The sequence below is a fragment of the Devosia sp. ZB163 genome, assembly GCF_028613635.1.
Taxonomy (GTDB): Bacteria; Pseudomonadota; Alphaproteobacteria; order Rhizobiales; family Devosiaceae; genus Devosia_A.
In genome coordinates this window covers 346,216-369,300 of the sequence record NZ_JAQRMY010000003.1, presented here as the reverse complement: position 1 = coordinate 369,300, position 23,085 = coordinate 346,216, and the positions used below count along the sequence as shown (strand labels likewise).

General features: G+C 64.5%; 20 protein-coding genes and 1 pseudogene. 3 read left to right on the top strand and 18 right to left on the bottom strand.

Annotation, left to right across the window (positions count from 1 at the left end; translation table 11 throughout):
* Positions 1-76: 76 nt before the first annotated feature.
* Both PRN20_RS15690 and PRN20_RS15685 read right to left on the bottom strand, forming a co-directional pair.
* Complete coding sequence (locus PRN20_RS15690; protein ID WP_273958484.1) at positions 77-418, bottom strand: hypothetical protein; 342 nt, start codon at positions 416-418, stop codon at positions 77-79.
* 103 nt (positions 419-521) lie between these two features.
* Positions 522-1,901, bottom strand: a complete 1,380-nt coding sequence (locus PRN20_RS15685; protein ID WP_273958483.1) for an HD-GYP domain-containing protein — start codon at positions 1,899-1,901, stop codon at positions 522-524.
* Positions 1,902-2,106: 205 nt separating this feature from the next.
* On the opposite strand from PRN20_RS15685, the gene PRN20_RS15680 reads away from it, so the two are divergent.
* Positions 2,107-2,769, top strand: a complete 663-nt coding sequence (locus PRN20_RS15680) for a ferritin-like domain-containing protein (protein WP_273958482.1) — start codon at positions 2,107-2,109, stop codon at positions 2,767-2,769.
* A gap of 231 nt (positions 2,770-3,000) precedes the next feature.
* Here PRN20_RS15680 and PRN20_RS15675 read toward each other — a convergent pair whose 3' ends face one another.
* Complete coding sequence (locus PRN20_RS15675) at positions 3,001-3,201, bottom strand: DUF4142 domain-containing protein (RefSeq protein WP_273958481.1); 201 nt, start codon at positions 3,199-3,201, stop codon at positions 3,001-3,003.
* A 243-nt stretch (positions 3,202-3,444) separates the two neighbouring features.
* Between PRN20_RS15675 and PRN20_RS15670 the strand changes: the two are divergent.
* A pseudogene (locus PRN20_RS15670) lies at positions 3,445-3,957 on the top strand (enolase C-terminal domain-like protein); the annotation flags it as partial.
* Between the two features lie 96 nt (positions 3,958-4,053).
* Here PRN20_RS15670 and pcaF read toward each other — a convergent pair.
* The 5 genes from pcaF to PRN20_RS15645 form a co-directional block, all read right to left on the bottom strand.
* On the bottom strand, positions 4,054-5,256 hold the full coding sequence (gene pcaF, locus PRN20_RS15665; RefSeq protein WP_273958480.1) for a 3-oxoadipyl-CoA thiolase: 1,203 nt from the start codon (positions 5,254-5,256) through the stop codon (positions 4,054-4,056).
* A 24-nt stretch (positions 5,257-5,280) separates the two neighbouring features.
* A complete protein-coding gene (locus PRN20_RS15660; RefSeq protein WP_273958479.1) occupies positions 5,281-6,939 on the bottom strand; it encodes an electron transfer flavoprotein-ubiquinone oxidoreductase in 1,659 nt (552 codons plus the stop codon).
* Positions 6,940-6,949: 10 nt separating this feature from the next.
* Positions 6,950-8,995 carry a 3-hydroxyacyl-CoA dehydrogenase NAD-binding domain-containing protein gene (locus PRN20_RS15655; RefSeq protein ID WP_273958478.1) on the bottom strand — a complete coding sequence of 682 codons (2,046 nt, stop codon included), beginning with the start codon at positions 8,993-8,995 and terminating at the stop codon, positions 6,950-6,952.
* 25 nt (positions 8,996-9,020) lie between these two features.
* Complete coding sequence (locus tag PRN20_RS15650) at positions 9,021-10,214, bottom strand: acyl-CoA dehydrogenase (protein WP_273958477.1); 1,194 nt, start codon at positions 10,212-10,214, stop codon at positions 9,021-9,023.
* Between the two features lie 86 nt (positions 10,215-10,300).
* Positions 10,301-11,443, bottom strand: a complete 1,143-nt coding sequence (locus PRN20_RS15645) for a CaiB/BaiF CoA transferase family protein (RefSeq protein ID WP_273958476.1) — start codon at positions 11,441-11,443, stop codon at positions 10,301-10,303.
* 110 nt (positions 11,444-11,553) lie between these two features.
* Between PRN20_RS15645 and PRN20_RS15640 the strand changes: the two genes are divergently transcribed.
* Positions 11,554-12,168, top strand: coding sequence for a TetR/AcrR family transcriptional regulator (locus PRN20_RS15640; protein ID WP_273958475.1), 615 nt, complete (start codon positions 11,554-11,556; stop codon positions 12,166-12,168).
* 12 nt (positions 12,169-12,180) lie between these two features.
* Here PRN20_RS15640 and PRN20_RS15635 read toward each other — a convergent pair whose 3' ends face one another.
* From PRN20_RS15635 to PRN20_RS15590, 10 genes are all read right to left on the bottom strand, one after another.
* Positions 12,181-13,614, bottom strand: coding sequence for an aldehyde dehydrogenase family protein (locus PRN20_RS15635; RefSeq protein ID WP_273958474.1), 1,434 nt, complete (start codon positions 13,612-13,614; stop codon positions 12,181-12,183).
* Between the two features lie 87 nt (positions 13,615-13,701).
* Positions 13,702-14,433, bottom strand: a complete 732-nt coding sequence (locus PRN20_RS15630) for a GntR family transcriptional regulator (RefSeq protein ID WP_273958473.1) — start codon at positions 14,431-14,433, stop codon at positions 13,702-13,704.
* Positions 14,430-15,275: a carbohydrate ABC transporter permease gene (locus tag PRN20_RS15625; protein WP_273958472.1), complete on the bottom strand. Its 846-nt coding sequence runs from the start codon at positions 15,273-15,275 to the stop codon at positions 14,430-14,432. Before PRN20_RS15625 ends, PRN20_RS15630 begins: the two co-directional genes overlap by 4 nt.
* Positions 15,272-16,201 (bottom strand): carbohydrate ABC transporter permease, encoded by a 930-nt coding sequence (locus PRN20_RS15620; protein WP_273958471.1) that lies wholly within the window; start codon positions 16,199-16,201, stop codon positions 15,272-15,274. The genes PRN20_RS15625 and PRN20_RS15620 overlap by 4 nt, the downstream gene beginning before the upstream one ends.
* 10 nt (positions 16,202-16,211) lie before the next feature.
* The gene (locus PRN20_RS15615) at positions 16,212-16,667 is read right to left on the bottom strand and encodes a hypothetical protein (protein ID WP_273958469.1); all 456 of its coding nucleotides are present in this window, start codon (positions 16,665-16,667) and stop codon (positions 16,212-16,214) included.
* Positions 16,668-16,677: 10 nt separating this feature from the next.
* The gene (locus tag PRN20_RS15610; protein ID WP_273958468.1) at positions 16,678-18,285 is read right to left on the bottom strand and encodes a GMC family oxidoreductase; all 1,608 of its coding nucleotides are present in this window, start codon (positions 18,283-18,285) and stop codon (positions 16,678-16,680) included.
* Positions 18,286-18,317: 32 nt separating this feature from the next.
* A complete protein-coding gene (locus PRN20_RS15605; protein ID WP_273958467.1) occupies positions 18,318-19,553 on the bottom strand; it encodes a mandelate racemase/muconate lactonizing enzyme family protein in 1,236 nt (411 codons plus the stop codon).
* 147 nt (positions 19,554-19,700) lie between these two features.
* Entirely contained in the window at positions 19,701-21,038 is a 1,338-nt protein-coding gene (locus PRN20_RS15600) for an ABC transporter substrate-binding protein (protein WP_273958466.1), read from the bottom strand.
* Between the two features lie 284 nt (positions 21,039-21,322).
* The gene (locus PRN20_RS15595; RefSeq protein ID WP_273958465.1) at positions 21,323-22,258 is read right to left on the bottom strand and encodes an electron transfer flavoprotein subunit alpha/FixB family protein; all 936 of its coding nucleotides are present in this window, start codon (positions 22,256-22,258) and stop codon (positions 21,323-21,325) included.
* A gap of 33 nt (positions 22,259-22,291) precedes the next feature.
* The gene (locus PRN20_RS15590) at positions 22,292-23,041 is read right to left on the bottom strand and encodes an electron transfer flavoprotein subunit beta/FixA family protein (RefSeq protein ID WP_273958464.1); all 750 of its coding nucleotides are present in this window, start codon (positions 23,039-23,041) and stop codon (positions 22,292-22,294) included.
* Positions 23,042-23,085: the final 44 nt, after the last annotated feature.

Below are 23,085 nucleotides of genomic sequence, written 5' to 3'. Positions count from 1 at the left end.
CTCTGAGGCCGACAGCTATAGATCTAGCGGTCGGTCAGTCCGTCAAACTTGATGTCGTGACGCTGAAGCAGATCGCTCAGGCTGGTGGCGTTGTTGATGTTGGAAATGATACTTGACAGCCTTCTGCATCATCGGCGTAGATCAGTATCTTCTCGACGAAATCCTCAGGCGTCACCCACCCCTTTGAAAGGGGCCTGGCCTTCAGCCCGATCGCAAGCTTTTCGAGATCTGGGTCATTCAACTGCCTTGGGTTGAGGTGGTTTCGCGCTAGTTCAATGAACGCCTCGACCTTCGCGAGGAGCGCTTTCGGTAGTTTTCCCATCACGGCGGTGAGTCTGAACAAAAACTCTTGTCGGCGCTCATCGTCCCGGAGCACGCCTTCAGCTCCCTGCTGGTCTGCCAAAAGCTGCTGGTTCAAGCCTCAGGTCCGCTTCACCTGACATCCTGGCGCCGCCTTCGGTGCAAGAATGTCCGCTATTTGAGCAGCGAGCAACAGCGACCGCTATGGCCAAGAGCGGTCGCTAAGAAGCTTGCCGAAGGTTCTCACCATCGTTGGTGACGTCCTTCATCCGAACGAAGCCACGCTGGAGGGCTGCAAAGCAGGCTTCGTCGATTGCAGTGCCGATATCGGCCTGCATCACGGAGAAGGCCTGCAACGGCGGCATCGCCTTGCGGTATGGGCGATCGGCCGTCAGAGCGTCGAAGATATCGGCGACTGTGACGATACGAGTGTCGAGATCTATTTCGTTCGCGCCGATGCCTCGAGGGTACCCTCCGCCGTCAAGCCGCTCATGGTGGCTGCCGGCAATGGTGGCCGTGTCCTCGAGCGCAGCAATCTTGGCGAGAATAGTGCGGCCAAGTTCCGGATGTCGGCGAATACTCGCCCACTCCTCGGGATCAGGCTTGCCATTCTTGTCGAGGATCGAGTTCGGAACGCCGAGTTTGCCAATGTCGTGGAGCAGCGCAGCGCGGCGCAACCATCGACGCCGGGTGGCGCTATATCCTAGCTCTCCGGCGATGAGGTCGGCGAACAGCGCCACGCGGTCGCTGTGGCCTGCAGTGAAGGGGCTCTTGGCGTCGACCACCTGTGCGAAGCCTGCCGCGATATCGTCGAGATAGTCCTCGTCGACTTCACGCACGAGGGTGACCGGCTCCATCGCGACGACATGAGCGGGAAGGTCGTCGGACCGCATCGTGTTCCAGATGTGCGGATTGTTGGCGACGGCCTTGAAGGCATCGACGATGCTTGGATCAAACCATCTGCCGCTGCGGGACTCTACCTCGGCCAAGGCCGCATCAGGTCCTCCGCGCATGAAAAACACATCGGCAACCTGGGCAAGAAGCGCGATGCGAGAAAAGAGCGAAATCTCTTCGCCCGTCCGGCCGAGCGGATGCCCTGATCCGTCCCAATGCTCATCGAGATCGAGGATGCCCTGCGCGACATCCTCGCCAAAGCGCATCGTCCGGGCAATGTCCGCTCCGCGCTGACAACGCGTCTCGATCAGCTCCCGGGCGATTTCACCGCCGTTTCGCGCGATGTGCACCAGGGTTTGCAAGCGCTCGACCATGCCCGAGCCTCTCGCCGTATTGGCGATGAGAAAACGGAGAACGTCGGGCAACCGGCTGTCGACGAATTTGTAGGCCTGCTTGAAGTTCAGATCATCGGCCAGATAGAGCCGGCAAATGCGCGCAGCGTTCGAGCTGCAGCCGATGTCCTTGAGGAGCAGAGTGTAATAGAGGTCGGATTGCGCGGTTTCAGAAAGACCAATATGTCGCGCGACATGCATGCCAAGCCAACAGCTACGAATGCTGTGTCCGACCGGTTGGCCCTCGGTAATGTCGAGGGCATAGCTGAGTGCGCCCACAACCTCGGACAAGTGTACCGCACCGTTCGCTGTCATCGCCGACCTCGTACTAGGTGGTAGTACCATAGCCAGAAGCCCTTAAAATCCTGCGTATACCGAACTGGCGCCCAGAGCCGCACGCGCGAACTACACTTCGCTGCAATAGTTTCTCGCCAAGGGGCAGATTTGATCGGGGTTTGCCGGAAACTCTAGATTCCGCCGATCCGGTTGCTCCACGCGCAACTAGGATCGGGAGATCAACATGCCAAGACTATCCCGCCGTCACATCCTCAAATGGTCCGGTGCCGCAGCAGGCATCGCCATTGCCGGCGCCGTCCTTCCTAATTTCGGCATCTCAGCCGCTTTGGCTGCCGACCTTGGCGAGGGCGACGTGGGCGTCCTGAACTACGCCTACGCGCTCGAACAGCTCGAGGCTGCCTTCTACACGCAGGTGGTCAAGACACCCTACGAGGGTGCAACCAGCACCGAGCTGTCGAACCTCAAGGTCATCCGTGACCATGAGGTGGCGCACGCCAAGTTCCTCAAGGGAGCCCTTGGTCGCAAAGCCATCCCCGCGCTCAAGGTCGACTTCTCGGCCGTGGACTTCTCCAGCCGCAAGAGCGTGCTGGGCACCGCCGACGTGTTCGAGAACCTGGGCGTCGCCGCATATGACGGTGCTGGCCAGCTGATCAAGAACGTCGACTGCCTCGCCGCTGCGGGCTCGATCGTCTCGGTCGAGGCACGCCACGCCGCAACCATCGCTCTCCTGCTGTCCGGCTTCGGCAGCAATGCGGCCGGCGGCAAGAAGGTCGACTCCAAGGGTCTCGACGCAGCGCTGCTGCCATCGGATGTGCTGCCGAAGGCGGCGCCGTTCATCGTCACGGCTGCTACCGCCAACTCGCTCGCTTGGGGAGATCGATCATGAGCAATGAAACCTTCATCTTCGACGATATTGACCAGGACGTTGGCGAGCGCATCGACGCCAGCCGCCGCCACCTGTTCTCGCGCTGGCCGCACCGGCAGCCCTCGTCGCCAGTGCTCCCCTCGTCCTCGCCGTATCGGCGCAGCAGGCATTCGCAGCCGGCGGGTTGCCCAAGCATGTGGTCGATGTCCTCAACTTCGAATGGGCGGATACTTACTCGCCCCTTCCTATTGGTCAGTCCGATCCGATGAGCTTCTTTACGTGTGCCATGTGCGTCTCCAGCGTCGGCAGCGCTTCCTTGGCGATTCCGACCAGCGTCTGGTCGTCGCCTGAGCCGGCGAAGGTGCGGAAGAGCGCGATCGCTTCCATGTGTGCCTGAGCCTGGATATCGAGATAAAGCGTATCGAACTTGTCGGTCGGCGGCGTTGAGTTCATCCAGCTGTTTCTGGTGCTTGGGGCTCAGCGCCGGCTCTGGTGCGGTCTTGCCTTCAGCTTCGAGTGGCCCTCGGCCCTCGCCGGCCTTGGTGTGGTCGTCGATGATCGGCGAGGCGGCAGCAACGGCGAGAGAGCAGGGGACCTTCGGATCAGCAGCGTCATCAGTTGAACCAAGACGTTCTTGAAGAACCACTCCATGTCCGCCTTGCCTAGCGGCTTGCCGGTGCGTCGGTCTGTAGGCACGAGGCGATCTCGTGGGTGAACGAACTCAAGCGCTTCAACCCTTACTTCATCGAGGAGCCCACGAGTCCCGATGACGTGATGGGTCACAAGGCAATCCGCGCCGGCATCGCCCCGGTCAAGGTCGCGACCGGCGAGATGTGCCAGAACCGCATCCTGTTCAAGCAGTTCATCAGGGAAGGCGCCATCGACATCGTCCAGATCGATGCCTGCCGCATCGGCGGACTCAATGAGGTGCTTTTAGTCCTGCTGATGGCGGCCAAGTACGGCCTGCCGTTCTGGCCGCACGCCGGTGGCGTCGGCCTCTGCGAATACGTCCAGCACCTGTCGATGATCGACTACCTGGTCGTGTCGGGTACAAAGGACGGGCGCTTCATCGAGTATGTCGATCACCTGCACGAACATTTCGTCGACCCGTGTGTGATCCGGAACGCTGCCTGCATGCCGCCGGTCCGTCCGGGCTTCTCCATCGAGATGAAGCCGGAGTCGATCATCGAGAACGAGTGTCGAGGCTGATCTTTTTCCATCTCGCTGGAACGAGGAACGCGAGAAGGAACTGATCGCTATTGCCGGCATGCTATCGAGCTAGCACCTTGGTCACTGGCTGCTTCATCACGGGCGTTCAAGGGCGACGGCGATGCCCTGCCCCACCCCTATGCACATCGTCGCCAGGGCCAGCTTCCTTCCGGTGAGGGCAAGTTCCAGCGCGGCCGTGCCGGAGATCCGGGCGCCACTCATCCCAAGGGGATGGCCAAGGGCGATGGCCCCGCCATTCGGGTTCACGCGTGGATCGTCTTCGGCGACGCCGAGCTCGCGCAGGACTGCGACGGCCTGGCTGGCAAAAGCCTCGTTGAGCTCGATGACGTCGAAATCCGATATTGGAAGGCCGAGCCGTGCACTGAGCTTGTGGAACGCCGGAACGGGTCCCATGCCCATGAGCCGGGGGGCGACCCCAGCCACCGCGCCGCCGAGAATGCGGGCAAGAGGGGTAAAGCCGTGCCTTGCGGCCGCTTGTTCGGACGCGATGATCAACGCGGCCGCGCCGTCGTTTAGCCCGGAGGCGTTGCCCGCCGTTACGGTCCCATCCGGAAAGAGCGGCTTGAGTTTGCTGAGCGCCTCGAGGGTGGTATCGGCGCGGGGATGCTCGTCCTGCTCGACAGTGACCGGCCCGCCGCGGCGCTGCGGAACCGCAACCGGCACGATCTCCCGCGCCAGCCTGCCGTTCCGTTGCGCCACCACGGCCCGCGTCTGGCTGCGCAGGGCGAATGCATCCTGGGTCTGCCTGTCCACCCCCGCTTCCCGGGCCACGTTCTCGGCCGTCAGGGGTAGCGGGTCCACGCCGTACTGCTCCTTCATCAGCGGATTGATGAAGCGCCATCCGATCGTGGTGTCGTGGATTTCCGCAGCCCGCGAGAATGCCGCGTCGGCCTTGGACAGCACGAAGGGCGCACGGGACATGGACTCCGTGCCGCCGGCAATCACCAGTTCTGCCTCCCCCGACCTGATTGCGCGGGCCGCCACGATCAACGCATCCATGCCGGACCCACAAAGCCGGTTGACCGTCGTGCCGGCGATGCTCTCGGGCAAGCCCGCTAACAGCAGGCTCATGCGCGCCACGTTTCTGTTGTCTTCGCCGGCCTGATTGGCATTGCCGAGGATCACGTCGGCGACCGCTTCCCAGTCGACGCTCGCATGCTCGGCGATCAACGCCCTGAGCGGAACCGCTCCGAGATCATCGGGGCGGATCGAAGCAAGGGCGCCGCCGTACCGGCCAATCGGTGTGCGCCGGTAGGCGCAGATGTATGCCTCGGCCATCACTCACACCTCCGGTACGCCTTCTCACATTCCAGCATAGTTGGGCCCCGAGCCACCTTCGGGCGGGACCCAGTCGATGTTCTGCTGCGGATCCTTGATGTCGCAGGTCTTGCAGTGCACGCAGTTGGCGCTGTTGATCCGGAGGGAGGGCTGGCCTGTCTCGTCGCGCACGACCTCGTAGACCCCGGCGGGGCAATAGCGCTGGGCGGGCTCGGCGTAGAGCGGAAGGTTGATGCGCAGCGGCAGATCGGGATCGCGCAGGCGGAGATGGACCGGCTGATCCTCGGCATGCGCGAGGTTGGCAAGGAAGATCGACGAGGCCCGGTCGAAGGTCAGCGTGCCATCGGGCCGCGGATACTCGATGGGCCGGCTTCGGGCGGCCGGCGCGAGGGTGGCATGATCGGGCGTGCGATGCCGCAGCGTGCCGAGCAGCGACCTGCCGGCAAGTGCCGCGCACCAGAGGTCGAAGCCGGTCACGAGCAGGCCCAGCCGCGTGCCCAGCTTCGACAGCAGCGCCTTGGCGTTGCGGACCGGGCGCAGGTCCGCTTCGATGGGTCCGCGCAGCACCTGATCCTTGAGGCCCTCGATCAGGTCGTTGCCTCGGCCGGCGTGCAGCGCCTCGGACAGGGCCTCGGCGACCCGCATGCCCGACCACATGGCGTTGTGAATGCCCTTGATGCGCGGCAGGTTCATCAACCCGGCGGAGCAACCGACAAGAGCGCCTCCGGGAAAGGCCAGCTCGGGAATGGACTGCCATCCGCCCGAAGTCATGGCCCGGGCGCCGTAGCCGATGCGCCGGCCACCCTCGAGCAGCACGCGCAGCCGGGGATGGGTCTTCCAGCGCTGCATCTCGTCGAATGGCGAGAGCCAGGGGTTGGTGTAGTTGAGGTGAACGACATAGCCGAGCGAGACCCGGTTCCCCTCGGTGTGATAGACGAAGCCACCGCCGCCGGTGTCGTCCGACAGCGGCCAGCCCAAATGATGCTCGACGAGACCGGGACGATGCCGGTCGGGCCGGATCTCCCAGGTCTCCTTGATGCCAAGCCCGTAGTGCTGGGGGTCGCAATCGGCATCGAGCCGGTAGCGGGCGATGAGCTGCTTGGCGAGCGATCCGCGCGCGCCCTCGGCGATCAGCGTATAGCGGGCGCGGATTTCCATGCCGGGGGCATGACTGCCCTTGGGTTGGCCATCGCGGGCCAGACCCGTGTCGCCGGTGACGACTCCTGCGACGGCGCCGCTGTCGTCGAAGAGCACTTCGGACGCGGCAAAGCCGGGGAAGATGTCGATGCCCATCTCCGCCGCCCGCTCACCCAGCCACCTGCAGACGAGACCGAGGCTCACGATCCGGCAACCACTGTTGTCGAGCTGCGGGGGAAAGAGTGCGTGCGGAACTTCGATCGCGGCGCTGCGCGTGAGATAGACGAAATGATCGGAGGTGACCTCGGATCCGAGCGGCGCCCCCTGCTCGCGCCAATCAGGGAGGAGTGCATCGAGGGCGGATACATCCATCACAGCGCCGGACAGAACATGCGCGCCGATATCAGCGGCCTTCTCGAGCACCATGATCGACAGCGGTCGGCCCTCGGCGTCGGCGAGTTGCTTGAGCCGTATCGCAGCGGCGAGCCCGGACGGGCCTGCGCCGACGATGACGACATCCACATCAATGCGGTCCCGGCTGGTCATGGCTCTGCCTTCAAGCAGCGGACATTGCGAGGAGACGATCGGACGGCCTGAACACGTCGTCGCCGGTCTCGCGGTGCCAAGTGGAGAGACCATCGACGATCCGTCGCCAGCCAAGGCGCTCGGCCCAGTGCATCGGCCCGCCAAGCGCGCGTGGGAAGCCGTAGCCATTGGCCCAGATCACATCGATGTCGGCCGACCGGACCGCGATCCGCTCCTCGAGAATCCTGCAGGCCTCGTTGATCATGGGGAGATGCGTGCGCTCGATGATCTCCTCGCTGGAGACGCGCCGACGGGTGATGCCGGCCTCACTGGAAAGGCGCTTGATCAGATCTGCAACCTCCGGGTCGGGGAGCGGGTCGCGGCGTCCGTCGACATAGGAGTAGTAGCCGCGGCCGGTCTTCTGACCGAAGCGGCCAAGGGCACAGAGACCATCGCCGATGGGCTCGGCTTCTCCGAGAAACCTGCGGTTGCGCCAGGCAATGTCGAGGCCGGCCATGTCCCACATCTGCAGCGGCCCCATGGGCCAGCCAAAGTCACGCAGGGCACCATCAATGTCCTGTGGCAGGGCGCCTTCCATGAGCAGGCGGGGGATCTGTGCATTACGGGCGCCGAGCATGCGGTTGCCGACGAAGCCGTGGCAGACGCCGACGACCACGGGCACCTTGCCCATGACCTTGGCGACCCGGGCGAGGGTCGCGAGCACGTCGGGTGCGGTTCGGCCGGTCCGCACCACCTCGACCAGCTTCATGACATGCGCAGGCGAGAAGAAGTGCATGCCGGCGACGTCCGCCACTCTCACGGTGGCCTCGGCGATGACGTTGACGTCCAGATAGGATGTATTGGTCGCAAGGATCGCTCCGGGTCTCGTAACCCGGTCGAGCTCGGCAAAGATGGCGCGCTTGACGTCGAGGTCCTCGAAGGCAGCCTCGATCACGAGATCGCAGTCGGCGAAATCGGACAGCGTGAGTGTGCCTATGACGCGGTCGCGGGCGGCCGCGGCATCAAGGCCGCCCTTCCTCGCCATGCTGTCGAAGATGCGCCAGACGCGTTCGCGACCAGCCTCGAGCGCCGCCTCGGACGTTTCACGTATCCTCACCGTGTAGCCGGCCGCGGCGAGCGCGGCGGCGATACCGCTTCCCAGCGTCCCTGCCCCGACAACTCCGACGCACTGCACCGGCCGCGGCGTAATGGAGCGCAGGTCGAGATCGGGAAGAACAAGGGTGCGTCGTTCGGCAAAGAAGAGATGGCGCTGCGCCCTGGAGGCAGGACTGGCGCGCAGCGCCTCGAACAGCAGCCGCTCCTCGGCAAGCGCAGCGTCAAAGCCGAGTGCGAGGGAGTTGCGTACGGCCTTGATGGCTGCGGCCTGCGCTCCGTCTCCCGGAGACTTTTCAGCAAGGCCCCCGGCCCTGTCTTCAAAGGCATCGAGGCCGGCGGGATAAGCCGGGACGACCATGTCGCGCACTCGCGCGGGCGGGCTGTGCAGATGTGCCCGTAGATGGGCGATTGTCGCCGCGGTCAGATCGGTGTCGACCGTGGCGTGGACCAGTCCGTGCGCCAGCGCCTGGGAGGCATCGAGGGTCTCGCCGGTCGCAATCATCCCGAGCGCGACATCGGGCCCGACTAGTCGCGGCAGGCGTACGGTGCCCCCGGCACCGGGGATGAGGCCCAGCTTGATCTCCGGAAGTCCGACCACCGCGTCCCTGTCGAGAATACGCATCCGGCAGGCCAGAGCAAACTCCAGCCCGCCGCCCAGGACCGTGCCCTTCATCGCGGCAGCGGTGGGGGTCGTCATCTGGTCGAGCAGGGCGATGAGATCGCCGAGCACCGGCGCTTCAGGCGGCTTGTCGAATTCGGCGATGTCGGCGCCGGCAAAGAAGGTCTTGCCGCGGCAGGCGATCACGACGCCGGCGACATTGGCGTCGGCCTCGAGGTCCTGCAGTGTGTCGAACAACGCCCGCCGCACGGCGTGGCTGAGCGCGTTGACCGGCGGATTGTCGACCTCGACGATGGCAATGTCGTCGTCGCGGAAGCAGCGGACATGGCTCGGGCTGGGCATGACGGAATCCACCTGTCGGGTTGCGTCAGTAGAACGCCTGGTGACCAGTCTGCGCGCGCCCCAGGATCAGGGCATGAATGTCGTGCGTGCCCTCGTAGGTATTGACCGTCTCGAGGTTCTGGGCATGCCGCATGACGTGGTACTCGATCTGGATGCCATTGCCGCCGAGCATGTCACGGGCCGTGCGCGCGATATCGAGCGCCTTGCCGGCATTGTTGCGCTTGATGAGCGAAACCATTTCCGGCGCGAGCTTGCCTTCGTCCATCAGGCGCCCGACCCTGAGCCCGGCCTGAAGGCCGAGCGCGATCTCGGTCTGCATGTCGGCGAGCTTCTTCTGGAAGAGTTGGGTGGCAGCGAGCGGCCGGCCGAACTGGACCCGCTGCAGGCCATATGCCCGGGCCCGGTGCCAGCAGTCTTCGGCGGCCCCCATCACGCCCCACGATATCCCGTAGCGAGCGCGATTGAGGCACTCGAACGGACCACGCAGGCCGGAGACGCCAGGCAGGATGGCATCGTCCGAGACCTCGACATTGTCGAGTACGACCTCGCCCGTGACCGAGACGCGGAGCGAAAGCTTGCCCTCGATCTTGTTGACCGACAGGCCCCTGGTCCCCTTCTCGACGAGGAAGCCGCGGATCTTGCCGTCATGTGCGTCGGACTTGGCCCAGATGACAAAGACGTCGGCGATCGGCGCGTTGGAGATCCAGAGCTTGCTGCCGCTGATGCGGTAGCCGCCTTCGATCTTGACCGCGCGCGTCGTCATGCCGCCAGGGTCGGAGCCGGCATTGGCTTCGGTGAGGCCGAAGCTGCCGACCATCTCCCCGCGGGCGAGGAGCGGCAGATAGCGCGTCTTCTGCTCCTCCGTGCCAAAGGCATGGATCGGGTACATCACCAGCGAGGACTGGACGCTCAGCATGGATCGATAGCCGGAGTCGATGCGCTCGATCTCGCGGGCGACAAGGCCGTAGGTCACGTAGCTGCCGCCCAGACCGCCATAGGCCTCCGGGATGGTGATGCCGAGGAGGCCAAGATCGCCGAACTCGTTGAAGACGTCGCGATCGACCACTTCGTCCATGTATGCGCGGTTGACGCGTGGAGCGAGGCAATCCTGCGCGAAGGACCGGGCGGCGTCGCGCATCATGATCTCATCCTGATCCAGCTCGTGCTCGAGCAGAAGGGGATCACTCCAGTCGAACGACATCGCGGCAACCTTTTCCATCTTGGCCTGTCCAACCGATCTAATATTTACCGGCCAGCCGGTCAATAATTATTTTCGTTCACGCACAGTGTCTTGGACCCCTGGATTCAGGTCTTCCACAGCCCTTGCCGGACGTCGTGATCATGCTCGCCGAGTTGCGGAGGACGCTGGGCCGGAGGGCGGGAACCGTCGAAGCGCCAGGGCGGCAGAAAGCCGGGGGCATCTGGCTTTCCCGGCTCGCGATGAACAGTCGTCATCGCCTCGGCACGACCACTGTCCAGCGCCGCAAACAGACCCTCGACCCGGCCCGCCGGCACGCCGCATTCGGCCATCTGTGCCAGCAGCCGATCGCGTTCCCGCTCCGAGAAGGCCCGGCCGAGCTCATCGAGAAGAACGGCGCGGTGGCGGACACGACTGAGGTTGGTGGCAAATCGCTCGTCGTCAGCCAGGTCAGGACGGCAAAGGATGTCTATGCAGAGCTTGGAATACTGCGCCGTCGTGCCGGCGGCCAGGACGAAGGGCCCATCGGCGGCATTGAAGACGCCATAGGGCACGATCGAGGAATGCATGTTCCCATAGCGCGGCATCTCGGCCCGCTGCACCATGGCCTCGATGCCGTAGTAGGACGTCATGGCGAGGCCGCAATCGGCGAGGGACACATCGATCCGGCAGCCGGCGCCCGACCGGTGGGCGCGCAGCAGGGCCGCGAGCATGGCCTGCGCCGCGTACATCCCGGTGAACAGATCGACGACCGGCAGGCCGAGCTTGAGCGGCGCGCCGTCTGCCTCGCCGTTGGTGGCCATGACTCCGGTTTCGCCCTGCAGCACCAGGTCATAGCCGGCGCGTCCCGCCTCGGGTCCGGCGCTGTCGTAGCCCGAGATGGCGCAATAGACGAGGCGTGGGTTCACCGCGCGCAGGTCCTCATAGCCGAGCCCGAACCGCTCGAGCGTGCCGGGCAGGTAGTTCTCGACCACGACGTCCGCCTCCGCGACGAGGCTACGCACCAGCCCCTGCCCTTCCGGGCTGCCCAGGTCGGCCGTAACCGATCGCTTGCTGCGATTGAACGCGTGAAAATAGGTGCTCTCACGCGGACCGAGCTCGACGCCCCAGTCGCGCGTGCCGTCCCCGGAGCCCGGGCGTTCGACCTTGATGACGTTGGCCCCGAGATCCGCGAGGACCATGGCGCTGAGCGGGCCGGCCAACACCCGCGACAGGTCGAGCACGCGGACACCTTCGAGCGGCAGGTTCATGATTCAACCACTTCCGCTAGCGGCCTACCGGCAAGGGGGCTTTGCATGCTTCTCGACGCAACGATGATTGGTGTAACAGGGGTGACGGGACGACGACGGAGGAACAGGGCGTGTCGGCACAGAAACCCAGGCGAGTTGGCCGACCGTCCTCGATGGATGCACCGCGCGAGACCATCCTGCGCCTTGCGTCGAACCTGTTTGCCCAACGCGGCTACGCGGAAACCTCGCTGATGGACATTGCCAGCGCCGTCGGTGTCTCCAAGGCGGCGGTCTATCACTACTTTTCGACCAAGCAGGTGATCTACGAAGCGATCGTGACCGACCTGTTGCAGCGACTCCACGACCATGTCGGCGCCGCGTTGCCGCCCGAAGAAGAGAGTGCAACCCTGCGGTTGCGGGCGGCGATGCGCGCCCATGCCGAGTTCTTCGAAAGCAACTACACCGAGTACGTCACGCTGCTGCACGGCTTCGGCGGCCTCAATCGCGTCGTCAGCGACGAGGAACGGGCGATCCGCAAGAAGTACGAGACCCTGTTCCGCGGCATCGTGAGCAGCGGCATCGCCAGCGGCGAACTGCGCGAGGCCAATGCCGCCGTGGTGGCGCTGGGCGCGCTTTCGATGCTCAACTGGATGACGCGCTGGTTCGATCCCAAGGGCGCGCGGCGCGCCGTCGAGTTCGCGGACGACTATTTCGACATGCTGGCTCATGGCATCATGAAGACGTGACCGGGTGACCCGCTAGTTCCAGCCCGAAACGGACTTGACTACCAGGTACTCCTCGAGCCCCCACTTGCCTCCCTCGCGGCCAAGGCCCGAGAAGCCGACACCCCCGAACGGTGCGCCCGCGCCGCGCGGCTGCCCATTCATCTCGACCATGCCCGAATGCAGGTGGCGCGCCAGGCGACGCCGACGTTCGAGGTCCTGGGTCTGCACATAGTTGGTGAGCCCGTAAGGCGTGTCGTTGGCGATTTCGAGGGCGTGCCGTTCGTCCTCGAACGGAATGATCGAAAGCACCGGCCCGAAGACCTCCTCGCGCGCAATCGTCATGTCGGGAGTGACGTCGGCAAAGACCGTGGGCTGAACGAAGTAACCGCTGTTGAAGCCACTCGGGCGGCCCGGTCCACCGGCGACGAGCCTCGCCCCCTCCGCAAGTGCGGTCTCGATAAGGGCCTGGATGCGTTCGTACTGCCGGCCGGAAACCACCGGGCCGATGTGCGGGCCAGAAGCGTCGGACTTTCCGACGACGACCGACTCGGCCACCTCACGGGCACGCTCGACGGACTGGGCATAGATGGATCGCTCGACCAGCATGCGCGTCGGCGCGTTGCAGCTCTGTCCGCTGTTCGAGAAGCACTGGCGCACCCCGCGCTCGACGGCCTTGTCGTCGGCATCGGCGAAGATGAGGTTCGCGCCCTTGCCTCCGAGTTCAAGTGCCACGCGCTTGAACGTGTCGGCGGCGGTCTTCATGACAGCGCGCCCGGCGACCGTCGAGCCGGTGAAGCTCATCATGGCGACACCCGGATGCGCCGACAGGCTCGCTCCAACGCCGGCGCCGTCGCCGTGCACGAGATTGAAGACGCCGGCCGGAACACCGGCTTCGTCAAGGATTTCGGCAAGCAGGTTCGATGAGAGCGGAGCGAACTCGGACGGCTTGAGCACCATGGTGCAACCGGCGAGCAAGGCCGGGACCACCTTGAGGCCGACCTGACTCATCGGCCAGTTCCACGGCGTGATCATGCCAACGACGCCGATCGGCTGCATCAGGATGCGATCGTCAGGCGCGTAGTCGGCGAAGGGCTCGGAGAACGAGAACGTCTCCATGACGCGCAGGAAGTTGGTCATGTGATTGGCGGCCGCCGGCGCCTGGCGCTCGCCAGCGAGGTCGATGGGCGCCCCCATCTCTGCGGAGATGGCGGCACCCATTTCGTTGAGGCGCCGCTTGTAGATCTCCCGCGTCCGCTCGATCAGCCGGATACGCTCCTCGACGGGACTCCCTGACCATTTCGGGAAAGCGCTGCTGGCGGCCGCGACGGCCGCCTCGACATCGGCGGCATCGCCAAGGGTCACGGCGCCGATCACCTCCTCGGTGGAGGGATTGACCATGGGGTGTTCCCGCTTGCCTCGGGAGGGCACCCATTGGCCGCCGATATAGTGCTTGTCGAGCTTGCGCATGTTTCTGTTCCGTAACAACAGGGCCACCCCGCAACCGCGGACAACCAGATGGGCTGCCCCGCGAAGCGCTGCGGCATGGGAATGACGTCAGGGCGAGGTCCCGGCCTTGGCTTCCTCGAGTTCGGCCATCTTGCGGATGAGGAACTTGCCGGTGTTGAGTTCGTGCTGGCGGGCGATCCGGGCGGCGCCTTCGAAGTCGCCGGACTTGAGCCGATCCCGGATCTGGCAATGCTCCTGGATGGCCTCCTCAAGCCGCTCCCGGTAGGCGGGAATCCCGTGTCGTCGCGACGACATCAGCCCGAGCATGTTCTCGAGGATGCGATAGCTGTAGGGGCTGCCAGGGCCGTCACAGAGCATCTTGTGGAACTGATAGTTGAGCGCCCCGAACGTGCCGAAGTCGTTGATCTCGAGCGCCGCGAACGAGCGCTCGATATTCTCGTCCAGCCGGCCGAGGAAGTCGGCATCGTAGCGCGACGCGTTGAGCTCGATCGCCAGTTCGCAGATCAACCCGCGCAGCGCGCTGATCTCCTTGATCTGGTCGATGCGCAGCCCCTGAACGACCGCGCCCACATGGCTCTGCACCTCGAGCCAGCCCTCAGCCGCAAGGCTGTTGACCGCCTCGCGGCACGGCGTCTCGCTGATGCCGAGTGCCTGCGACACCTCACGCGTGGTCAGGCGATCGCCCGGTCGAATCTCGCCCGACAGGATCATCTTCTGGATGTGTCGCCGCGCCAGTTGAGACTTGGTGAGGACGACGCTTTCCTTGTTGATCAGGTCGAGCCAGCTCAGGTCTTCGGTTACTCGTCCGCCGGCCGTCATTTTGTCGTACCGTCTGCCAAGCCTTGGATAAGCCACTTCTGTACTAGTAGCGCAATTATCACCACCGGAACCACAGTGATGGTTCCCATCGCCGTCAATGCACCCCAGTTCGCACCGGTATCTGTATCTCCGGCGATACCTGCGATGACGACGGGAATGGTCGTAGCGTCACGATTGGTGAGCACTAGGGCGAACAGAAGCTCTTCCCAGGCCATGATCATCGAGAAGATGAAGGTCGAGATGATGCCCGGCATCGAGAGCGGAACGATGATCCGCATGAAGGCGCCGAAGCGCGAGCAGCCGTCGATCACCGCTGCTTCCTCGAGCTCCCTGGGAAGCGCGAGGAAGAAGCCGCGCATCAGCCACATCACGTAGGGGATAAGGAAGGTGGCATAGGCGACGATGAGAGTGATGTGCTTGTCGGTGAGCCCGAGCTTGCGCGCCACAAGGAACATCGGCACCGCCAGGGCGATCGGCGGAACGCCGCGCGACAGCAGGATCAGCACGCCGATGGCGTTGGCTCCCGTGAGCTTGATCCGGGCCAGCGCATAGCCGGCCATCGAGCCGGCAACGATCGAAAGCAGCGCCGAACCGACCGCTACGATGATCGTGTTGACCAGCTTGTGGATGATGTCGGGTCGTTCGAGGTACTTGATGTAGGCATCGAACGACACCTCGAACATCAGCTTGGGAGGGCTGACGAAGATATCGACCTGCTGCTTGAACGAGGTCAGCACCATCCAGAAGATCGGGAACAGGAACAGCAGGGCGATGAGGACGCCCGAGACCACGCGCACGGTGTGGCCCAGCCGAAACCGACGTCGATGGACAAGAGTGCTCACTGCACGTCCTCCAGTTTGCGGCTGAGGCCGAGCAGGATTCCGGTGATGATCATGGTGAGCACCAGGACGATGATCGCCATGGCGGCCGATTCCGAGAAATGCAGGGACCGGAAGGCCTCCTGGTAGATGAAGAGGTTGACCACCACGGTCGACTTGCCCGGTCCGCCAAAGGTCGACGCGAGGACGATGTCGAACATCTTGACCGCCCCGAGCCAGCGCACGATGAAGGTTGCGGCGAGCACCGGCACGAGCAGTGGCAACGCCACCATCCAAAGGGTCTGCCACCAGTTTGCGCCGTCGATCCGGGCAGCCTCGAACACGTCCTTGGGCAGCGACAGCAGGGCCGCGGTGGCGATGAGCACGACGAAGGGCGTCCACCGCCAGACGTCGATGATCACGATCGTCGCCATGGCGAGGTTCGGATCGCCGAACCAGTCGAGTGCCGGGATGCCGACGAGCCCGAGCACCCAGTTCATCAGGCCCCAGAGCGGGTCGAGGATCATGCGCCAGATGCCACCGGCGACGACGGGGGCCACCACAAGCGGAATGATGAAGAGCGCGCGGACAGCCGAGCGCCCCCACCAGGGTGCGTTGATGACATAGGCGATGCCGAAGCCGAGCGCGATCTGGATGGGCAGCGCGAAGGCCAGGTAGACCAGGGTCACGCGGATCGAGTCCCAGAACCGGTAGTCCGACAGCACCTTGATGTAGTTGCTGAAGCCGACCCAGTCGCCCGGACCGAAGGTCATGAGGTCGAACTTGGAGAAGCTGATCTGCACTGCATAGAGCAGTGGATAGGCCAGTACGGCAGTCAGCAGGATGATCGTTGGCAGCATGAACGACCAGCGCGATGTCAGGTCGCTCAGCTTGTTCCAGGTCGCAACGGTGCGTGCCGGTCTGGCTGACGAAACGGTCAGGTCCGCCATTCTTCTCCCCTTAGTTCGCGTCTCTGTAGATTTTGCCGCGTTGGCGGACGGGCTCGAGCAGGTCGAGTTCGCTTGGCTCGACCGCGAAGCCGAGCGGAAACGGCGGCCGGACTTCCATTCCGATCGAACGCATGACCCGGTCGTCGCGGTAGTAGCAGCGGGCCGTGACCACCTCGCAGGCACGGGCCAGACCCGGATGCTGCTCGCGGAAGCGCTGCAGCACGGTCGCCTGTTCCCCTGTCGGGATCGTCGCGAACGTGCCGCCCGAGGCCGCATCGATCTCGGCCGCGGCCTCATGGAGTTTGCGCCCCTCGCGCCAGGCCGAGCGCAGGATGTCGGCAAGGATCGCCCCATCGTCGGCACCGGGCAGGCCATAGGCGGCGCTGGCCGGAATGATATGCCCGACGACGATGCGCAGAATGTCGCGCTCACGGGCCGAAAAGTCGTATGGATCGTTCGTGCTCATGCCTGGCCCCTCAATCGAACAGATCGTAGATGCGCGACTTCACCTGGTCGGCGAAGTAGAGCGCCAGGGCCTGGATGGTCGAAGTCGGATTGACCCCTCCGCTGGTCACGAAGACGCTGCCGTCAATGACGAAGAGGTTCTTGACGTCGTGGCTGCGGCCCCATTCGTTGACCACCGAGCGCCGGGGATCGGTCCCCATGCGCGCCGTTCCCATCAGGTGCCAGCCCGCGTAGGGCAGCGGCGACCGCGAGGTGATGTGCCGCGCGCCGGCGGCCGTCAGTATCTCGCGACCGCGCGCCACCGAATGATCGAGCATGCGCCTCGTGTTTTCGCTCAGCCGATAGGTCAGCTTCGGCGCCGGAATGCCGTTGCTGTCACGCAGATTGGGATCGAGCGTGACCGAGTTGATCTCCTCGGGCAGATCCTCGCAGATCGAGACCATGCCGGCGGAGTGATCGAAGACTGAGCGAAAGGCCTCATGATGCCCCTCGCCCCAGGGAATGAGGCCGTCAGCCATGCCGTTGACGGCAGCCGTCACCGGGCCGTGGCCGCGCGAGAACTGGTAGCTGTAGCCGCGCACGAAATCGCGGCTCGGGTCGGTTTCGTAGAACTGCATGCTCCAGGTGCAGATGTGCGGTCCGCGATAGCCATCCATCGGCTCGTCGAAGTAGCCGCGGACCTGGGCATAGGGGTGCAGCATCAGGTTCTTGCCGACGAGACCGCTCGAGTTGGCGAGCCCATTTGGGAAGCGCTCGGATGCCGAGTTGAGCAGCAGCCGCGGCGTGCCAACGCCGTTGGAAGCCATCACCACGATCTCGGCGGGCTGGAAGCGCTCGATGTTGTCGCCGTCGTAATAGTAGACCCCGGTCGCCCGGTTGTTCTCATCGGTCTCGACGCGACTGACGCGGCAGTGCGTCCGCACCTCGACGCGCTCGCGCATGGCCTCGGGCCAGTAGGTCACATCGGTGCTGGCCTTGGCGCCCTGGGCGCAACCCGAGCCGCATTGGCCCAGGTTGATGCAGGGTGCGCGCCCGGCATAGGTCTGGGTGGTGATGGCCGCGTCCGAGGGCCACCAATGCCAGCCCAGCTTGTTCATGGCCCGACCGATGGTCACGCCGGAACGGCCCATGGGAATGGGCGGCATGACCTGCGGCTTGGGCGGATAGGCCGGATCGCCGGCCAGCGAGGAGACGCCCATCTTCTCGTCATTGAGCGCAAAGAAGGGCTCGAGCGTCGCATAGTCGACAGGCCAGTCGTCGGCGACCCCGTCGAGCGTTTTCACGCGGAAGTCGGAAGGATGAAGGCGGGGGAAGTGCGCTGCATAGAGCATGGTCCCTCCCCCGACACCGTTGAAGTTGGCCACCGCGATGGGCGAGTCCGCGTCGTTGACCGGATAGTCCTCCGGTCGCCGCCGCACGTTGGGACTGATGGCGAAGTCGGTTGCCGCGCGCTCTTCCCAATCCCGCCCGACGCTGGGGAAGGAGTCGGCCTTCACCCAGTCGCCCTGCTCGACGCAGAGGATGCGCATACCGGTTTCGGCAAGACTCCATGCAAAGGCTGCGGCGGAGGCTCCGGCACCCACTATGACGACATCGACTGCTTCGTTGACTTCAACCATCGGACGGTCCGTTCGGTACTTCAGTTGGCCAGCTAGATTGTCAGGAAGCCGGGCGTCGTGCGCTTGGCCGGCCCCAGCGCGGGATTCGGCGGGTACTTGGCGAACGCAGCTTCGTTGGGTTCGGTGCCCCAACCCGGCCGATCGGGAACGATCAGGTAGCCGTCCTTGTACTCGGGCGCATGGGTGAAGAGTTCATGGTCCCACGCGATGCGGTCGATGTCGGTTTCCATGATGCGGAAATTCGGCACTGCCGCCGAGAAGTGCGCATTCATCATTGTCGCGAGATGCCCGTAGAAATTGTGCGGCGCGACGTTGACGTCGTAGGCAGCGGCCGCCGCGGCGATCTTCATCGACTGCCAGACGCCGTTCCAAGGGGTATCCACGATGGCGACGTCGACTGCCTGATTCTCGAAATAGGGCAGGAACTGGTTCAGTCCGATCAGGGTCTCGCACGACGAGATCGGGTGCTTGCTCTGCGACCGGATGTAGGCCAGCGACTTGGGATCCATCGTGTCAATCTCGATCCAGAACAGATCGAGGTCGGCAAGCGCCTTGACGACCTTGAGGTAGCCCTCGGTGCGCATGTTGAAGTTGAGGTCGATCAGGATGTCGACATCAGGACCGGCGGCCTCCCGCATCGTGCTCAGGTGGTGGTGCAGGTCGCGGATCGTCTTGCGCTCTATGTTGCGGCCCGGCTCGTAGGGCGCGCCCATGCCCGGGCCCCAGCCCGAGATGCGGCCCTCGCCGTCATACTGGAAGATGTTGGTCTTGAGGGCGGTGAAGCCCTGGTCCACCACTTCGCGCGAGATCTTGCGCACGCCGTCTATGTCGTAGATGCGCTTGTCCTCGGGGTAGTGACTGGCCCGTCCATGGCGATAGGACACGCAATGCGACCAGTAGACCCGCAGCTTGTCGCGAACCTTGCCGCCCAGCAGCATGTAGACCGGCACATCCAGCGACTTGGCCTTGAGGTCGAGCAGCGCATTCTCGATCGCGCCCAGCGCTTCGCCGATGACGCCGCCCCAGCCGGGGCGAGTCATGTTGCGCAGATCCTCGAAGATGAACTCGTGGTACATCGCGCTCTGGCCGATCAGGCGATGGCTGAGCTCGTTGATGATGTGAGCGACGCCGGGCGAGCCGAAGTTGACGTCGAACTCGGCCCAGCCGACCGTGCCGTCCTCGGCCGTGATCTTCAAGAACTGATAGTTACGGAATGAGATGTTGGCCGAGAGCGTCTTAACCTCGGCAATGATCGCTTTGTTTCGCATGGGTTCCTCGGTTGTTCCCACGCCAGACAAGCGTCTGGCGCGAACAGCCATGTGTGGGCCTGGTTGGGCCGCGCCCGGGGACTTGGAAGTCCGGGCGCAGCCTTCGTGGGGATGAGGCAGCACGGCGTCGCGACGCCTGCGCACTGCCTATTCGAGGACGCCCTCGATCTGCTGGGCCGCCGAGTTCAGAGCTTCTTCCGCCGTCGCCTGACCAGCGAGGAAGCGGGCGATCTCGTCGGCCTGGATCTGCTGGGTCGCGTCCGACTTGGGGCTCCGGATACGCCACATCTTGCCCTCTGCGGCCACGTCATAGGCCTGCTGCAGGGTGGCAAAGACCGGACGCATCCACTCCTGCGGCGGCTCGCCGGCGAGCGTCGACTTGCGCGCCGGGAACGAGCCCACGGTCGAGACGTTGACCTGTTCGCCTTCCTTGGACGTCAGCCACTGCAGGAAGGTCCAGGCCTCCTCGAGATGCTGGGTCTTGGCCATGATGCCGGCATTCCAGATGCCACGATGTGCGCCGCCGCTGACGGAGCCGACCGGCAGCGTCTGCATACCGAGCTTGCCATCGGTCACCTTGCTGATGGTCGCATCGAGCGCGGTCGCCTTGTAGACGCTACCCCAGGTGAACATGACAGCGGCCTGCCCCTGGCGGAACGCCTGCAGCGATTCCGAGAAGCCGTGGCCGAGCGCGCCCGGCGGGGCGATCTCGATCAGACGCTTCTGCATTTCCGCGGCCTTGACGCCTGCCTCGTTGTTGAAGGCCGGCTTGCCGTTTTCGTCGAGCAGCTGGCCACCATTGGAATTGAGGATGGTCTGCCAGATGGTCGGCGTCAGCACGTCACGAGAGAAGAAGGTGGTGAACGGCCAGGCGTCGACATTGCCGTCCCCGTCGGTGTCGAGGAAGAGCTTGGGGGACTGCTCGAAGAAATCGTCCCAGGTGAGTGCCGGGGTCGGCTCGGGCAGGCCTGCCTTCTGGTAGAGTTCGCGGTTGTAGAACATGAGCAGCATGTTCGAGCGCACCGGCACGGCATACTGGCCGCCCTTCCATTCGCCTGCGGCGAGCGGGGTGGCGTTGAAGTCGTCCCAGTCGTAGCCCGGATCAGTCATGGCAGCGATCTCGGGCCCCTTGAGGTCCTTGAGAGCGCCGATCTCGGCCAGCTGGGGCACCCACGGATCGTCAGCCAGCACGATGTCGTAGACCGGGTTGGGGTCGACCGCGTCCAGCATCATCTTGGCGAGCATTTCCGCGCCGGTCGTGGCGTCGATGGTCACCTTGATGTTCGGGAATGCCTCGTTGAACTTGGGAACAAGGTTGTCCTGCCAGCTCTTGGCATAGGAATCGACGGCCATGATGCGAATCTCGACCTGGTCCTGCGCCCAGGCCGACCCCAGCAATACGGTCGTCAGCGCCACGCCCGCACCGGTCAGCCGCATCAGCGACGGGCCCCACGCCGTGACAGTCTTCTTCGTGCACTCCTCCACCTTTTCCTCCTTTTTGGCTCAGGAACGTGAACACGGTCCTGGCGCATTCCATATTATATAGAATGTTGGCCGACGCTATTGGCCCTGAGTATTAAGCGACTAGACCTTGGCTTGTGACTACTCCGCCTGGACCGTTCGGATCGGCGATGCCGGACGCAATCGGCGCCCGACCATCGCGGATTGACTTGAAGCCGGGGCGCAAGTGCCCGCAACGCCGGCTCCGTTACGCTGAAGGACGGGGCGATGATCGCAATGCTCTGTCATCACTCCCGGCCCTCCCCTAGTCAGCCGATCTTGGCAATCAGCTCGGGCACGGCCTCGAAGAGGTCCTGCGCGAGGCCGTAGTCGGCAATCGAGAAGATCGGTGCATCGGGATCCTTGTTGATGGCCACGATGACCTTGCTGTCCTGCATACCCGCCAGATGCTGGATGGCACCGGAAATGCCCAGTGCCAGATAGAGTTCGGGCGCCACCACCTTGCCGGTCTGGCCGACCTGGCAGTCGCTGGGCACGTAACCGGCATCAACGGCCGCACGCGAGGCCCCCACCGCCGCCTGCAGTTTGTCGGCGAGTGGATAGACCAGCTTGTCGAAGCTTTCGCGCGAGCCAAGCCCGCGCCCTCCCGACACGACCCGACGGGCCGAGCCGAGCTCGATACGATCCGAGCCGGTCGACGAACGACCGACGAAGCTCGAGCGTGTATCGCCGGATGGTCCTGGCGAGATCGTTTCGATCGGGGCAGATGCACCAGCGCCAGCGGGCGCAAAGGCCGTGGTGCGGACCGTCAGGACCCGCTTCGAGTCGGTCGACTGGACGGTCTCGATCGCATTGCCCGCATAGGTCGGGCGCCGGAATGTGTCCGGAGCCACCACGGCAATTATCTCGGAAACCTGCATGACATCGAGCAGCGCGGCAACGCGGGGCAGGCAGCGCTTGGCAACCAGTCCGGACGACCCCAGGATGGCATCGTAGTCCGGCGCCAGCTCCGCGATGAGGGCTGCAAGCGCCTCGGGCAGCTGGTGCGCGAGGGCGTCGGCATCGGCGAGCAGAACCCGGGCGACTCCGTCGATCGCGCTCGCCTCCCGGGCGACGGCAGCGCAGTTCTGGCCGGCGACGAGCAGAACGACGTCGCCACCTATCTGCCGTGCAGCCGTAACGACCCGCGCCGTCGACGGCTGCAGGGCGCCTGCTGCGTGATCGGCCAATACCAGAATGCTCATCGCGTCATCGTCTCGTACATCTGTTGCATTGCCTCAGATTACCTTGGCCTCGCCCCGGAGCTTGTCGAGCAGCTCATCGACACTGGCCACCATGACACCGGCCCGGCGCTTTGCCGGTTCATCGGTCCTGAGGACCTTCAGGCGTGGCCGCAGGTCGACGTTCAGGGCCTCCGGAGCGATCTCCTCGAGCGGCTTGTTCTTGGCCTTCATGATGTTTGGCAGCGAGATGTGGCGCGGGGTGTTGAGGCGGAGATCCGCAGTCACCACTGCCGGCAGGGTGAGCCTGACCGTCTCGAGGCCATCGTCGCTTTCGCAGGTCACGGTCGCCACGTTGCCCTCGACCGCCAGCTCGGCGGCATAGGTCGCCTGCGGCCAGCCCAGAAGCGCGGCGAGCATCTGTCCGGTCTGGTTGTTGTCGTCGTCGATGGCCTGCTTGCCCAGCAGGACCAGACCGGCGCCATCGCGCTCGACCAGGGATTTGAGCGCCTTTGCGACCCCGAGTGGCTCGACCGGTGCGTCGGACCTCACCAGCACAGCGCGATCGGCACCCATTGCGAGGGCGCGGCGCAGAATGTCGGCTGCAGGCCGTGGGCCGACCGAGACAACAACGATCTCATCGACCGCTCCGGCTTCCTTGAGCCGGATCGCCTGTTCGAGAGCGATCTCGTCGAAGGGGTTCATGCTCATGCGCGCGCCGGCAAGATCCGCGCCGGTGCCGTCGCTCTTGAGGCGAACCTTGACGCTGAAATCCAGCACCCACTTGACGCCGACCAGGGCCTTCATCGTTCAGTCCGTCCCCTCACCTGCCATCCGCTTCCTGCGAACAG

Coding starts and splice junctions, on each gene's coding strand:
- PRN20_RS15590 (WP_273958464.1), bottom strand. CDS start 23,041: ATGAAGGCCCTGGTCGGCGTCAAGTGGGTGCTGGATTTCAGCGTCAAG.
- PRN20_RS15655 (WP_273958478.1), bottom strand. CDS start 8,995: ATGCCCAGCCCGAGCCATGTCCGCTGCTTCCGCGACGACGACATTGCC.
- PRN20_RS15680 (WP_273958482.1), top strand. CDS start 2,107: ATGCCAAGACTATCCCGCCGTCACATCCTCAAATGGTCCGGTGCCGCA.
- PRN20_RS15650 (WP_273958477.1), bottom strand. CDS start 10,214: ATGGAAAAGGTTGCCGCGATGTCGTTCGACTGGAGTGATCCCCTTCTG.
- PRN20_RS15610 (WP_273958468.1), bottom strand. CDS start 18,285: ATGGTTGAAGTCAACGAAGCAGTCGATGTCGTCATAGTGGGTGCCGGA.
- PRN20_RS15605 (WP_273958467.1), bottom strand. CDS start 19,553: ATGCGAAACAAAGCGATCATTGCCGAGGTTAAGACGCTCTCGGCCAAC.
- pcaF (WP_273958480.1), bottom strand. CDS start 5,256: ATGGCCGAGGCATACATCTGCGCCTACCGGCGCACACCGATTGGCCGG.
- PRN20_RS15630 (WP_273958473.1), bottom strand. CDS start 14,433: ATGACGGCCGGCGGACGAGTAACCGAAGACCTGAGCTGGCTCGACCTG.
- PRN20_RS15685 (WP_273958483.1), bottom strand. CDS start 1,901: ATGACAGCGAACGGTGCGGTACACTTGTCCGAGGTTGTGGGCGCACTC.
- PRN20_RS15595 (WP_273958465.1), bottom strand. CDS start 22,258: ATGAGCATTCTGGTATTGGCCGATCACGCAGCAGGCGCCCTGCAGCCG.
- PRN20_RS15620 (WP_273958471.1), bottom strand. CDS start 16,201: ATGGCGGACCTGACCGTTTCGTCAGCCAGACCGGCACGCACCGTTGCG.
- PRN20_RS15615 (WP_273958469.1), bottom strand. CDS start 16,667: ATGAGCACGAACGATCCATACGACTTTTCGGCCCGTGAGCGCGACATT.
- PRN20_RS15660 (WP_273958479.1), bottom strand. CDS start 6,939: ATGACCAGCCGGGACCGCATTGATGTGGATGTCGTCATCGTCGGCGCA.
- PRN20_RS15645 (WP_273958476.1), bottom strand. CDS start 11,443: ATGAACCTGCCGCTCGAAGGTGTCCGCGTGCTCGACCTGTCGCGGGTG.
- PRN20_RS15675 (WP_273958481.1), bottom strand. CDS start 3,201: ATGAACTCAACGCCGCCGACCGACAAGTTCGATACGCTTTATCTCGAT.
- PRN20_RS15635 (WP_273958474.1), bottom strand. CDS start 13,614: ATGCGCAAGCTCGACAAGCACTATATCGGCGGCCAATGGGTGCCCTCC.